Source organism: Phytomonospora sp. NPDC050363 (assembly GCF_040655735.1).
Lineage (GTDB): Bacteria > Actinomycetota > Actinomycetes > Mycobacteriales > Micromonosporaceae > Phytomonospora.
In genome coordinates this window covers 336,433-350,063 of record NZ_JBFAKK010000005.1, presented here as the reverse complement: position 1 = coordinate 350,063, position 13,631 = coordinate 336,433, and the positions used below count along the sequence as shown (strand labels likewise).

The 13,631-nt window shown below is 68.9% G+C and carries 11 protein-coding genes and 1 tRNA gene; 2 read left to right on the top strand and 10 right to left on the bottom strand.

Annotation, left to right across the window (positions count from 1 at the left end):
- Window positions 1-18: 18 nt before the first annotated feature.
- From cysN to AB0I28_RS16170, 3 genes are read right to left on the bottom strand one after another with little or no spacing between them, the layout of a single operon-like run.
- The gene (gene cysN, locus AB0I28_RS16180) at window positions 19-1,302 is read right to left on the bottom strand and encodes a sulfate adenylyltransferase subunit CysN (RefSeq protein ID WP_357493850.1); all 1,284 of its coding nucleotides are present in this window, start codon (window positions 1,300-1,302) and stop codon (window positions 19-21) included.
- Window positions 1,302-2,204, bottom strand: a complete 903-nt coding sequence (gene cysD / locus AB0I28_RS16175; RefSeq protein ID WP_357493848.1) for a sulfate adenylyltransferase subunit CysD — start codon at window positions 2,202-2,204, stop codon at window positions 1,302-1,304. The genes cysN and cysD overlap by 1 nt, the downstream gene beginning before the upstream one ends.
- A 32-nt stretch (window positions 2,205-2,236) precedes the next feature.
- Window positions 2,237-3,013 (bottom strand): 3'(2'),5'-bisphosphate nucleotidase CysQ, encoded by a 777-nt coding sequence (locus tag AB0I28_RS16170; RefSeq protein ID WP_357493846.1) that lies wholly within the window; start codon window positions 3,011-3,013, stop codon window positions 2,237-2,239.
- A 101-nt stretch (window positions 3,014-3,114) separates the two neighbouring features.
- Between AB0I28_RS16170 and AB0I28_RS16165 the strand changes: the two genes are divergently transcribed.
- Window positions 3,115-6,120: a BTAD domain-containing putative transcriptional regulator gene (locus AB0I28_RS16165; protein ID WP_357493844.1), complete on the top strand. Its 3,006-nt coding sequence runs from the start codon at window positions 3,115-3,117 to the stop codon at window positions 6,118-6,120.
- 103 nt (window positions 6,121-6,223) lie between these two features.
- A complete protein-coding gene (locus AB0I28_RS16160; RefSeq protein WP_357493842.1) occupies window positions 6,224-6,637 on the top strand; it encodes a hypothetical protein in 414 nt (137 codons plus the stop codon).
- Window positions 6,638-6,674: 37 nt separating this feature from the next.
- On the opposite strand, the gene AB0I28_RS16155 is transcribed toward AB0I28_RS16160, so the two are convergent.
- The 7 genes from AB0I28_RS16155 to AB0I28_RS16125 form a co-directional block, all read right to left on the bottom strand.
- Complete coding sequence (locus AB0I28_RS16155; RefSeq protein ID WP_357493840.1) at window positions 6,675-8,153, bottom strand: sugar transferase; 1,479 nt, start codon at window positions 8,151-8,153, stop codon at window positions 6,675-6,677.
- A gap of 73 nt (window positions 8,154-8,226) precedes the next feature.
- A complete protein-coding gene (gene pth, locus AB0I28_RS16150) occupies window positions 8,227-8,838 on the bottom strand; it encodes an aminoacyl-tRNA hydrolase (protein ID WP_357493838.1) in 612 nt (203 codons plus the stop codon).
- 2 nt (window positions 8,839-8,840) lie between these two features.
- The gene (locus AB0I28_RS16145) at window positions 8,841-9,485 is read right to left on the bottom strand and encodes a 50S ribosomal protein L25/general stress protein Ctc (RefSeq protein WP_357493836.1); all 645 of its coding nucleotides are present in this window, start codon (window positions 9,483-9,485) and stop codon (window positions 8,841-8,843) included.
- Window positions 9,486-9,665: 180 nt separating this feature from the next.
- A complete protein-coding gene (locus tag AB0I28_RS16140) occupies window positions 9,666-10,649 on the bottom strand; it encodes a ribose-phosphate diphosphokinase (RefSeq protein ID WP_357493835.1) in 984 nt (327 codons plus the stop codon).
- Window positions 10,650-10,792: 143 nt separating this feature from the next.
- Window positions 10,793-12,226, bottom strand: a complete 1,434-nt coding sequence (gene glmU, locus AB0I28_RS16135) for a bifunctional UDP-N-acetylglucosamine diphosphorylase/glucosamine-1-phosphate N-acetyltransferase GlmU (RefSeq protein WP_357493833.1) — start codon at window positions 12,224-12,226, stop codon at window positions 10,793-10,795.
- A 215-nt stretch (window positions 12,227-12,441) separates the two neighbouring features.
- Window positions 12,442-12,512 (bottom strand) — tRNA-Gln (locus AB0I28_RS16130).
- Between the two features lie 56 nt (window positions 12,513-12,568).
- Complete coding sequence (locus AB0I28_RS16125; protein WP_357493831.1) at window positions 12,569-13,402, bottom strand: resolvase; 834 nt, start codon at window positions 13,400-13,402, stop codon at window positions 12,569-12,571.
- Window positions 13,403-13,631: the final 229 nt, after the last annotated feature.

Here is a 13,631-nt window from a genome sequence, read left to right as displayed (position 1 = left end):
AGGCGCCTTCGCGAAACCTCAGGCGGCGCCGACGATGATGCCGGCGCCGACGGTCCGGTTGGTGCCCTCGTCGATGACGATGAACCCGCCGGTCTCGCGGTTGCGCCGGTACTCGTCGCACAGCAGCGGCACGGTCGTGCGCAGCCGGACGCGGCCGATCTCGTTGAGGGCCAGCCCGTCGGCGGCCTCATCGCGGTGCAGGGTGTTGATGTCGAGCCGGTAGTGCAGGTCCTTCACGATCGTGCGCGCGGTGCGCGTGGTGTGCTTGATGGCGTACTTGCGGCCCCGCTGAAGCGGCGCCTTCTCGTCCATCCAGCAGATCATCGCCTCGATGTCCTGCGCGGTCTCCGGCCGGTTGTTCGGGCGGCAGATCAGGTCCCCGCGCGACACGTCGAGCTCGTCGGCCAGCCGGACCGTCACCGACATCGGCGGGTACGCCTCGGCGACCTCCCCGTCGGCGGTGGAGATCGAGGCGATCCTCGTGGTGAACCCGCTGGGCAGGACCATCACCTCGTCGCCGGGCTTGAGCACGCCCGAGGCGACCTGCCCGGCGTAGCCGCGGTAGTCGCGGTGCTGGTTCGACTGCGGCCGGATCACGTACTGCACCGGGAAACGCACGTCGACGAGGTTGCGGTCGGAGGCGATGTGCACGCGCTCCAGGTGGTGCAGCAGCGACGACCCGGCGTACCAGGGCATGTTCTCCGAGCGGTCCACCACGTTGTCGCCGCGCAGCGCCGACACCGGGATGATCGTCAGGTCGGGCACGTCGAGTTTCGTCGCGAAGGCGGTGAACTCCGCGGCGATCCGCTCGAACACCTCCTGCGAGTAGTCGACCAGGTCCATCTTGTTGACGCACAACACCATGTGCGGCACCCGCAGCAGCGAGCACAGGAACGCGTGCCGCCGCGACTGCTCCACCAGGCCCTTGCGCGCGTCGACCAGGATCAGCGCCAGGTCGGCCGTCGAAGCGCCGGTGACCATGTTGCGCGTGTACTGGATGTGCCCGGGCGTGTCGGCGATGATGAACTTGCGCCGGGGCGTGGCGAAGTACCGGTAGGCGACATCGATGGTGATGCCCTGCTCCCGCTCGGCGCGCAGACCGTCGGTCAGCAGCGCCAGGTCGGTGTAGTCGTCACCCCGCGCCGACGAGACCGCCTCCACCGCCGCGAGCTGGTCGTCGAACAGCGTCTTCGTGTCGTACAGCAGCCGCCCGATGAGCGTGCTCTTACCGTCGTCGACACTGCCGGCGGTCGCGAACCGCAACAGCTCCATCGGCTCGGCCGAAACCGCGACATCTCCCATTAGAAGTACCCTTCCCGCTTGCGGTCTTCCATCGCGGCCTCGCCGACCCGGTCGTCTCCACGCGTCGCGCCGCGCTCGGTGATCCTCGTCGACGACACGTCGGCGATGACGGCCTCGACCGTCACCGCGTCCGACGGCACCGCCGCCGTGCACGTCGCGTCCCCCACCGTCCGGTAGCGCACCCGCTCGGTGCGGACCGTCTCACCCTCACGGGCGAAGATGTGCTCACCGACGCCGTAGAGCATCCCGTCGCGCTCGACGACCTCACGGTCGTGGGCGAAGTAGATCGACGGCAGGTCGATGTTCTCCCGCGCGATGTAGTGCCACACGTCCAGCTCGGTCCAGTTCGACAGCGGGAACACCCGGATCGACTCGCCCGGATGCACCCGCGCGTTGTACAGCGACCACAGCTCCGGCCGCTGGTTCTTCGGATCCCACTGCCCGAACTCGTCACGGAAGGAGAACATCCGCTCCTTCGCGCGCGCCTTCTCCTCATCGCGCCGCGCCCCGCCGAACAGGGCGTCGAAACGGTGCTTCTCGACGGCGTCGAGCAGCACCGGCGTCTGGATCCGGTTGCGCACACCATCGGGCTGCTCGGTCACCAGCCCCGAGGTCAGGCCCTCCTCCACACTGGCGACCACCAGCGAAAGACCCAGCTCCTTGACCCGGCGGTCGCGGTACTCGATGACCTCGGCGAAGTTGTGCCCGGTGTCGACGTGCATCACCGGGAACGGCACCGGCGCCGGCGCGAACGCCTTGATCGCCAGGTGCAGCATCAGAATCGAGTCCTTGCCGCCGGAGAACAGCAGCACCGGCCGCTCGAACTCCGCCATCACCTCACGGAACACGAACACGCTCTCGGCCTCAAGGGCGTCGAGGTGACTGACCCGGTAATCGCCCACGTCGGGCCCCTTCCGCGAAACACCGCCGCCCACTAGAGCAGCCTCGCCAACTCCGCCAGCAGCACCGGCGCCAACTCAGGGCGGCACACCATCAGATCCGGCAACTTCGGATCCGCCGCGTTGTACTCCAGCGCAACACCATTGATGCGCGAGGCGTGCAGACCGGCCGACAGGGCGACCGCGACCGGCGCCGCCGAATCCCATTCATGCTGGCCACCGGCATGCACGTAAGCGTCAACTGTACCGGTGACCACGGCGGCGACCTTCGCACCCGCCGACCCCATCGGCACCAGACGCGACCCCGTCGAAGCCGCCAGCTCCGTCATGAACGCCGGCGGCCGCGAACGGCTCACCGCGACCCGCGGGCCCAGCTCCGCCACGTCGCCGCCCTGCTCAGGATGCGGCGGCGGCTCGTCGGTAGCGAGCGTGTAACCCTTCGCGGGCAACGCAACCGCACCCTCGCTCAAGCCCGCGCCACGCTCCCACAGGGCGATGTGCACCGCCCAATCACTGTTCCCCTCCTCGCCGAACTCACGCGTCCCGTCGAGCGGATCGACGATCCACACCCGCTCGGCCGACCGCCGTGACGTGCCCGTACGCCCCTGCTCGCCGCTGCCCTCCTCGGACAGCACCGCGTCACCGGGATGAGCGCGCGCCAACTCCGCCATGATCAGCTCGTGCGCGCGGCGGTCCCCCTCGGCGCGCAACTTCGCCGGATCGTCGAAACCCATCGACTCGCGAAGAGAGAGCAACTCGGCACCGGCGAGCTCGGCCAGACGCCGCGCGAAAACACCATCGGTCGCAGACATGGAACACAGAGTATCCGCCACGTGGCCAAGCTCACCTCCGCCGTCCCACCCCTTGATCCGGCGAGCCGGGCGCGCACCCCCGCTCTGCCATCATCGACGCCATGCCGCCCGACCCGACCCCGGCCTTCCGGCTCCTCGGCCCACCCACCGTCGACGGCGCGGCCCCCCTCAGCCCCCAGCAGACCCACCTGCTCGCCGGACTCCTCCTCGGCGGCGAAACCGTCACCCCACAAGCACTCGCCAGCTACATCTGGGGCCACGACCAGCCCGCCAGCACCGGCGCCCGCGTACGCACCCTCGTCACCGAACTCCGCCGCGCCCTCGCACCCCTCGGCGACCACCTCGTCATCACCCGCGCCCCCGGCTACGCCATCGACCTCGCACACCACACCCTCGACGTCGACCTCTTCCACCACCACACCACCCGCGCCGCCGACGACCACGACCCCCAACGCACCCTCCACCACCTCGACCGCGCCCTCGCCCTCTGGCGCGGCCCCGCCCTCACCGGACTCGACACCCCACCCGCCCGAACCCAGGCCGCCCGCCTCGACGAACTACGACTGTCCACCATGGAAGCCCGCGCCGACGCCATGCTCGACCTCGGCCGCCACCGCGAACTCGTCGCCGACCTCACCGCCCACACCAACGCCCACCCCGGCCGCGAACGCACCCACGCCCAACTCATGCTCGCCCTCTTCCGCAGCGGCCGCACCGAGGACGCGCTCACCGTCTACCGCGCCCTGCGCGCCCACCTCGCCGGCGAACTCGGCCTCGAACCCTCGGCCGAACTGCGCTCACTCCACCAGCGCATCCTCGGCGCCGACCCCGGCCTCACCACACCCCCACCCCGGCCCGTCCCCCACCAACTCCCCGCCGGCGCCACCGTCTTCGCCGGCCGCACCACCGAACTCGACGCCCTCACCACCGCCGCCGACGCCGAAAGCCGCCTCATCGTCATCACCGGCCCCGCCGGCACCGGAAAATCCACCCTCGCCGTCCACTGGGCCCACCACACCGCCCACCGCTACCCCGACGGCCAGATCCACCTCGACATGCGCGGCTTCGACCCCGGCCCCACCCGCAGCGCCGACGACCACATCCCCGCCATCCTCACCGACCTCGGCGTCCCCGCCACCCGCGTCCCCACCGACCCCGACGAACGCCGCACACTCCTGCGCTCCACCCTCACCGGCCGCCGCGTCCTCATCATCTGCGACAACGCCGCCACCCCCGACCAGGTCCGCCCCCTCATCCCCGGCGCACCCGGCTGCCTCCTCATCGCCACCAGCCGCGACCGCCTCGCCGGACTCGTCGCCATCGACAACGCCCACCGCATCACCCTCGAACCCCTCGACCCCACCGCCGCCCTCGACGTCCTCGCCCACGTCATCGGACCCGCCCGACTGGCCACCGAACCCACCGCCGCGGCCACCCTCACCGAACTGTGCGGACGACTCCCCCTCGCCCTGCGCATCGCCGCCGCCCGCCTCGCCGACAACCCCCACCAAACCCTCGCCCGCTTCACCGCCAACACCGCCGCCGCACCCCTCGACACCCTCCGCATCCCCGGCGACACCCGCGCCGACATCCGCCGCGCCCTCACCCTCTCCTACGACACCCTCTCCCCCGCCGCCCAACGCCTCTTCCGCCTCGCCGCGATCATCCCCACCCCCGCCGGACTCACCACCCCCCACGCCCAAGCCATCACCGGCGAAAACCCCCGCCCCCTACTCGACGAACTCACCGCCCGCCACCTCCTCACCCCCATCGCCGACGACCGCCACACCTACCACGACCTCCTCCGCGAACTCGGCGCCGAACTCGCCGCCGCCGACCCCGAACACACCGAAGCCCTCACCCGCCTCCTCGACCACCACCTCACCACCACACCCACCACCGAAGAACTCCCCAACCTCACCGCCGCCGTCCACCACGCCGCCAGGCACGGCCCCCACGACCGCGCCTGGAAACTCGCACACGCACTCGCGCCCACCCTCGAAAAAGAAGCACCCACCGAGCACTGGACCGCCCTGGCCACCGCAGGCCTGACCGCCGCCGAACACGACAACAGCACCCTTGGCCAAGCCGCCATGCACCACACCCTCGGACGACTCCAATGGCGCGCCGGCGACCTCGACAACGCCGAGAAATCCCACACCCACGCGCTCACCCACTCCCGCGCCACCGGCGACCGCCCCGGCGAGACCACCGCCCTCCACGCCCTCGGCTCCGTCGCATTCCACAAAGGACACGACACCCGCGCCCTCGGCCTCTGGCGCACCGCCCTGCGACACGCCCGCGACATCGGCGACACCGCAACCGAACTGCGCGTCCTGAACAACATCGCCGCCATCAACGGACGCGACGGCCACACCACCGCCGCCCTCACCGCACTCCACGAAGTCCTCACCATCGCCCAACGCGAACACGACACCGACATCCAGGCCACCGTCCACGCCAACATCGGCTACTTCCACCGCGACCGCGGCGAACTGACCGCCGCCGTCACCGCACTCACCGAAGCCGCCCGCCTCCACCACGACACCGGCCACATCCACGGCGAGATCAACGCCTGGTGCGGCCTCGGATACACCCACACCGACGCCGGCGACCACCGCAAAGCACGCGCCTACCTCAACGCCGCCCACGACGAAGCCCGCCGCACCCGCGACCACCGCATCACCCTCTACGCCCTCTGCGGCCTCGCCGACCTCGCCCGCACCACCGGCGACACGACCACCGCCACCGCCCACCTCGACGACGCCGACCACCTCATCACCGAACACCCCTACGAACGCGGCCGCCACCTCATCGCCCTCGCCCGCGCCCGCACCGCCCTCCCCCACGACCCCACCACAGCAACCACCCACGCCACCCGAGCCCTACACCTGGCCGGCGACCGCCCCACCGACCACGCCGCCGCACTCGCCGTCCGCGCCACCGCCCGCCTGCACCTCGGCGACCCCGAAGGCGCACTCACCGACGCCCGAACCGCACTCGACACCCAAATCCGCGCAGGACAACGCACCGCCGAAGCCGACACCCGACGCACCATCACCCACGCGCTCAACACCCTCAACGCCCACGACACGACCACACCCTGAACACCGAAAACCCGCCCCCACGCATGCACCGTCCATGCGCGGACCATGCGAGCGGACTGCCAAGATCTACCAGTCCCCACATCCCTCCACATGGGAGCAACACATGAACTGGGCCCGCCGCATCACCCTCGCCGCCGCCGTCACCACCGCAGCCGTGGTCGGTATCGCCCCGACCGCGCAGGCCAGCCAGAACATCGGCTGGATCTACAGCGAGGGAGGCAACGGCCGCGGCAACTTCGACGCCGACGTCTCCGGCCGCGCGGGCGTCGAGGCCATCTCCGCCTGCGACGTCAAGACCGACGGCAACTCCATCTGGGTCGCCCTCTACAAGGGCACCCCCAGCGCGCCCAGGGGCATCGTCGCCGAGGTCATCGACACCCAGAACAACGGCGACTGCATCACCACCTCGGGCAACTTCGCCACCGACGAGACCAACGTCTTCCTCCAGGTCTGCGACCGCGAAGGCGGAACCGGACGACTCTTCGACTGCGTCCTGTCCCCCGTCGTCAAGGCGTGACACACCGGTGGCCGGCCACCCGGCCGGCCACCACCCCTCAATACGCGCCCGAAGACCTCAGCACCGCACTCGCCGTGCGAATCAGGATCACCAGATCCAGCGACAGCGACCAGTGCTCCACATACCGCAGATCGAGGCGCACCGCCTCCTCCCACGGCAGATCCGAACGACCCGAGATCTGCCACAGACCCGTCAACCCCGGCTTCACCGCCAGCCGCCGCCGCACATCATCGGGATACAACGCGACCTCACTCGCCAACGGCGGACGCGGACCCACCAGCGACATGTCACCCCGCACCACGTTCCACAACTGCGGCAACTCGTCCAGCGAGAACCGCCGCAACACACGCCCGGCGGGCGTCACCCGCGGATCATCGCGCATCTTGAACAACACCGAGTCGTAGTCGTTGCTCGCCCGCAACGCCGCCAGCCGCCGCTCCGCGTCGGGATACATCGTCCGGAACTTCAAAATCGTGAACGGCTTCCCGTCCCGCCCGATCCGCTCCTGCTCGAACATCGCCGGCCCCTCCGAGGACCGGCGCACCGCGACCATCACCCCCAGCAACACCGGCGACAACAACACCAGCAACACCAGCGCCCCGACCCGGTCGAAGACCTCCTTGATCAAACGCTTCGTCCCCGACAGCCGCGCGTGCTCCAAATGCAGCATCGGCAAACCGTCCACCGGACGCACCGACGTACGCGAACCCCCCACATCGACCATCGCCGACGCCACGATCAAATCGATGTCCCCGCGCTCCAACTGCCACGCCAGCCGCCGCAACGCCACACCGTCGATCTCCGGACACGACAACACGATCACCGTGTCCGCCATCGCGATCGCCACCGCGTCGGCCACCTCGTCGAAAGACCCCAGCACCTGGATGTCGAGATCCAGCAGCCCACCGCTCTCCCGGCCGTCGGGCGAACACACGCCCACGACCTCCAGCCCATGAAACCGCTCACGCTGCAACTGCCGCGCCAGATCCGACACACCCGTGTGATGCCCCACCAACACCACCCGCCGCAGACAACGCCCCTTCGACCGCGCCGCGTGCAACCACTGCCGCACCAAGAACCGCGACAACAACGTCAACACCGCCGTACACGGCACCGCGATCAACACGAACGCCCGCGACGTCGGCACGTTCAACGCGTACGACACCAGCGCGACAGTCGCCATCAACGCGATACCCGAACGCAGAACCCGCTGATACTCACTGGTACCCACATACAGATACCGCGACTCATAGGCATGATTCAGCGACAGGAACACCAACCACGCCACCGGCAGAATCACGAACAGCGGGACATAGCCCTCACTGACCGCGTTCACCACCCGAAAACGCATCACGAACGCCGAAACGGTCGCCACCAAGGCCACCAGGAAATCGAACAGCACAAGCCGCCGCAGATAAGCCGCCTGCCATTGCGGACGCCCGAAACGCGGGATATGCCGAGGCACCGCCAAAGCGCCGCCAGAACGATGATCATCAACGATCACGTCAGAAACCAACACCGGCATCCTCTCGAAACGGACAGTGGTGTGGCTTTTTCTAACACATCAAACCCCGGAACTATGACCCGACTCACGCCGAAGACACATGCCAACGATTCTGCGCCGCCTCAAGACCCTCCACCAGCGTGTCCACCAACGCGTCAGCCGCACGCTCAAGAAGAACCGGCAATTCCTCACGTTCCGTGGAGGAAAAATCACGCAACACGTAATCGGCCGCGTCCATCCGACCCGGAGGACGCCCGACACCGAAACGAACCCGCAGATAATCCTTCGAACCCAACGACTGCGACATCGACCGCAAACCGTTATGCCCACCCTCACCGCCACCCTGCTTCAACCGCAGAGTGCCGAAAGGCAGGTCCAACTCGTCATGCACGACGATGACCTGCCCCACCTCGAGCTTGAAGAAACCCGCCAAGCCGGAAACCGGCCCACCAGACAGATTCATGTACGTCAACGGCTTCGCCAGCACCACCCCGGGACCCCCCGGAGCACCCGACACAAGAGGCAACCGCCCCTGAGCCACCGCCGCCTTGACCCGCGCCGCTGACTTCCACTGGGCGCCGACCCGCTCAGCGAGCAGGTCGGCGACCATGAAACCGACGTTATGCCGGTTACGCGCATACTTCGGCCCGGGATTCCCCAGGCCGACGACCAGAAAAGGACCGCCGGCCGACGACATCGCTACTCGGCGGCCGACTCCGCAGCCTCCGGCGACTCCTCGTCACCCTCGGCGGCCTCGGTGGCCTCAGCAGACGAGTCCTCACCCTCCATCTGCTCCGCCGACGGAGCCTGCGTCACAGTCGCAAGAACCGTCGACGGGTCGGAGATCAGCTCGGTACCCTCGGGGAACGTCACATCCGCAGCCGTAACGCTCTCACCGATCGCCAGACCCTCGATCGAGTACTCGATCGCCTCGGGCAGCGCCGTCGCGTCCGCCTGAACGGTCAGCGTGTCATTGTCGTGCACCAGAAGGCCGCCCTTCTCGTGCTCGCCCACCAGGTTGATGCGCAGCTCGACGGTGACCAGCTCGCCCTTGCGGACCAGCAGCAGGTCGACGTGGTCGATGGTGTCCTTGATCGGATCACGCTGGAGGGCCTTGGGAAGCGCGAGCTCCTTGGTGCCGTCGGTGACCTCGATGCTGAAAAGCTGGTTCATTCCACCGCGGCGAAGCGCGGCGGCGAACTCGAGCGCGGGAAGCGCGACGTGCTTCGGCTTCTCGCCGTGGCCGTAGAGAACGGCGGGAATCTTGCCGGCGCGCCGGGTGCGACGGGCGCCGCCCTTGCCGAACTCGGTGCGGGGCTCGGCGCTGATACGGACCTCGGACACGGAAAGTACTCCATCCTGATTACACAGATTAAGTCGGCGCTCAACGCACGGCGCGGCGCCAGAAGAGGAGCCCTCACCGCGTCGATGACGGCGCTTTCAGCTCGCGTCCTGTGGATGGTGAATCCTGCGGACACGCCAGATAGCGCCCTCGCCGTGGCAACCGGAATAGTTTACAGGTCCCTAGGACAGGCCACCGAAGAGGGTGGTCACCGAGCCGTCGTCGAAGACCTCTCGGATCGCCCTCGCGACCAGCGGCGCTATCGACAGAACCGTCATCTTGTCGATTCGCTTGTACTCGTCGAGCGGAAGCGTGTTGGTCACCACGACCTCGCTGATCGGGGACTTCGCCAGCCGCTCGGTCGCCGGGTCCGACATGATCGGGTGCGTGGCCGCGACGATCACGTCGGCGGCACCGCCGTCGGCGAGCAGGTCGGCCGCCGAGCAGATCGTCCCGCCGGTGTCGATCATGTCGTCGACGATCAGGCAGACGCGGTCCTTGATGTCGCCGACGACCTTGTTGGCCACGACCTCGTTGGGCTTCATCGGATCGCGCGTCTTGTGGATGAACGCCAGCGGCGGGTAGCCGCCCAACCGATCGGTCCACCGCTCGGCCACCCGCACCCGGCCGGAGTCGGGGGCGACGACGGCCATCTTGCGGCCGGCGTACTTCTCCTCGATGTACTTCGCCAGCACGTCCATCGCGAACAGATGGTCGACCGGGCCGTCGAAGAAGCCCTGGATCTGCGCGGTGTGCAGGTCGACGGTCAGGATCCGGTTGGCCCCGGCCGTCTTGAGCAGGTCGGCGACCAGACGCGCCGAGATCGGCTCGCGCCCGCGGTGCTTCTTGTCCTGACGCGCGTACGGATAGAACGGCAGGACCACCGTGATCCGCTTGGCCGAGCCGCGCTTGAGCGCGTCGACCATGATCAAGGTCTCCATCATCCACCGGTTGATCGGCGCCGACATCGACTGCACCACGAAGGCGTCGCTGCCCCGGACGGACTCCCGGTAGCGCACGAACAACTCACCGTTGGCGAAGCCATAAGCGTCGGTCGGGGTCGGCGCCACCCCGAGATGACGGCCGATCTCATCGGCCAACTCCGGAAACGCCCGCCCGGAGAAGAGCATCATGCTCTTCCGGTTCTCCGCCACGATGCTGCCCACGGTCCACCCGCTCCCTGGTAGCGCTGCTGAATTCACGCTAAGTTTCGCCCCTAGCCCGTTGATCGAGCAGGGGTTCCCCCGAACGATGTGGCATTGGTCGCTGTGGGCCGGGCGACACCCGCTCACAACCAGACCCAACCGGACTATTCCTCGTGCTCACCGGCCGCCCGCTCGGCGGCCTTCGCCGTCTTCGTGCCGGGACGACTGCGCGCCACCCAGCCCTCGATGTTGCGCTGCCGGCCCCTCGCCACCCCCAGCGAACCCGACGGCACGTCCTTGTCCACCGCGCTGCCGGCCGCCACGTACGAACCGTCGGCGATCGACACCGGCGCGATCAGCACGGAGTCGCTGCCGACGAAGACCGCGTCACCGATCCGCGTGCGGTGCTTGGCCATACCGTCGTAGTTGGCCACGATCGTGCCCGCGCCGATGTTGGCCTCGACGCCGATCGTCGCGTCCCCCACGTACGACAGGTGCGGCACCTTGCTGCCTTCGCCCACGCGCGAGTTCTTCACCTCGACGAAGGTCCCCACCTTCGCCCGCTCGGCCAGCTCCGCGTCGGGCCGCAGGTACGCGAACGGCCCCACCGATGCCTTCGCCCCCACCGACGCTCCCAGCGTGTGCGCGCGAACGACGGACGCTCCCTCGCCCACGATCGTGTCGGTCAGCGTCGAGTCCGGGCCGATCTCCGAGCCCGCCGCGATCACCGTGCGGCCCTTGAGCTGCACGTTCGGCCGGATCGTCACATCGGCGGCCACCTCGGCGGTCACGTCGACCCACGTCGTCGCGGGGTCGTCCATCGTCACGCCCGAACGCATCAGCGCGGAGTTCACCCGCTTCTGCATGAGCCCCCGCAGCCACGCCAGCTGCTCGCGGTCGTTGCAGCCGAGCGTGTCGGCGAAGTCGGCGGCGGTGTGCGTGCCCACGGAGTGCCCGGCGTCGAGCATGAGCGTGAGCGCCTGCGTCAGGTACTCCTCGCCCTGCGAGTTGTCGGTCGTCAGGCCCTTCAGGGCCACGCGCAGGCGGGAGGCGTCGAAGGCGTACATGCCCGAGTTGATCTCGGTGATCGCCAGCTGCCCGGCCGTGGCGTCCTTCTGCTCGACGATCGCGGCGAACCCGCCGTCGCCGTCGCGCAGGATCCGGCCGAGGCCCGTCGGGTCGTCGACCGAGGCGGTCAGGACGGTGGCGGCGTGGCCGCCGGCCTCGTGCGCCGCGCAGAGCTCGGCGAGCGTCGAGGCCTGAAGGAGAGGCGTGTCGCCGTAGAGGACGACCACCGTGCCGTCGACATCGGGAAGCGCGTCGAGGGCGACCCGCGTGGCATGGCCCGTCCCGAGCTGCTTCTCCTGCACGACCGTGCGCGCCGTCGGGGCGATGTCCGCCAGGTGCGCGGACACCTGCTCGGCGCCGTGACCGACGACGACCATCGTCTCGGCCGGATCGAGAGCCTCGGCGGCGGCGAGGACATGGCCCATCAGCGACCTGCCGAGCACCTCGTGGAGCATCTTCGGCACCGCGGACCTCATCCGCTTGCCCTCGCCCGCGGCGAGGAGGATCACGGTGCGCTGGGGCTGGGTCACTGGGACTCCCGTCCGGTGGTTCGGCTGGCGACGCGGCCCGCACTGCGGCACGACGGCCGTGGCTGGGGACGCGCTTGCAGTCATCGTATGACGGGGGCGCGGGCGCGGGGGGTGGGGCGGGGATCAGGCCCGGATCGAGATAGCGCGGGCAGGATCCGAACGGCAGGAGCGCGGGAACGAAAAACGCCCCCGGAGGGGCGTTTTCGCAGGTAGAGCTCCCGGGGGAGGAATCGAACCCCCATCAGACGGACCAAAACCGCCGGTATTGCCGTTATACGACCCGGGAAAATGGGGTTCGAATCTAGCCGCCTCGAACCCCAGCGGACAGATTACCGTCCTGACCTATTCGGGCGCACTCAGGATGTTCCCGCAGACCGACCAGTGCTTCCGCGGCCCCGCGGCCAAGGCGCCGAGCGAAGTCGCCACCACGCGATCGAGATATCGGTACAGCCCTCCCGACTCAAGCACCGCCACGCTCAGGCAACCGTGATAGGTCTCCCCGACGTTCTTGCGGACGGTCTTCGGGTTGTGCCGCTTCCAGGTCGTCTTGCTGAAGTCGCCCATGCCGATGCCCAGTTCACGCGCCCAGTACGCGTGCGCCTCGGCTTCCGAGGCCGTCTCGTGAATGTGCAGGCGGTACCGGATTTTGCCGAACTCCACCGGCGCGGCACGCAGGAAGCGCAGGAAGAGGCGAACGAGCCCCGGATCGCTGTTGATAAAGGTGACGCCCGGGGCTGTGGGCATCCAGTCCTTCCACTTGCGGCCCTCGCACCAGTACGCGATCGCGCCCGCGATCAGTGTGTCCCGCACGCCGAAGGGGAACAGGCCCGACACCAAGTCGGCCCGATCGGCGATGCGGGCGTCGAGCTTCTTGCGCCGGCGCTCCTGCCTTCGAAGTTCGCGCTTCGCCCGTGCTTGCGGCGTCCAGCTGGGATGAATCGGTCGCACCACCTCGATGTCGCGCACCCACAGCGACACCGAACTCTTCGAGCAGCCCAGCTCCCCGACGATCTCGTCGTAGGTCTTGCCTTGCCGCCGCAGCTCGCGCGCGGCCTCCCGCTGGTCGTCCTTGGCGTTGGGACGTTTCGTCCACTCCGGCGGGGTGGTGCCCTTGAGCCATTGGGTGAGCCGTTCGTTGCCCACACCGAGCAGGGCCCGGATCTGGGTCGTGGACAACCCCTCTTCCTCCCGCATCCGTCGTGCCTCCGCCTTTCGCGGGTCGGCGGACTCCCGCGCGCCCCCGGATCCCCGCCGGGCGCGGGGGATCTTGGGGCCGCGGTCTTCGTCTGTGTTTCGCCTCTCGCCGGCTCCTTGGCGACGGGTGCCTTCCGAACCTTCGGCGCCTTCCGCGCGACCGCCCTCTTCGGCGTCTTCCGTTCCCTCTGTGTCCGCCGTTCGCACGCCC

Bases quoted from the DNA above. Each gene is read 5' to 3' on its own strand.
- cysN (WP_357493850.1), bottom strand. From the start codon at position 1,302: ATGGGAGATGTCGCGGTTTCGGCCGAGCCGATGGAGCTGTTGCGGTTC.
- AB0I28_RS16170 (WP_357493846.1), bottom strand. From the start codon at position 3,013: ATGTCTGCGACCGATGGTGTTTTCGCGCGGCGTCTGGCCGAGCTCGCC.
- AB0I28_RS16165 (WP_357493844.1), top strand. From the start codon at position 3,115: ATGCCGCCCGACCCGACCCCGGCCTTCCGGCTCCTCGGCCCACCCACC.
- AB0I28_RS16160 (WP_357493842.1), top strand. From the start codon at position 6,224: ATGAACTGGGCCCGCCGCATCACCCTCGCCGCCGCCGTCACCACCGCA.
- pth (WP_357493838.1), bottom strand. From the start codon at position 8,838: ATGTCGTCGGCCGGCGGTCCTTTTCTGGTCGTCGGCCTGGGGAATCCC.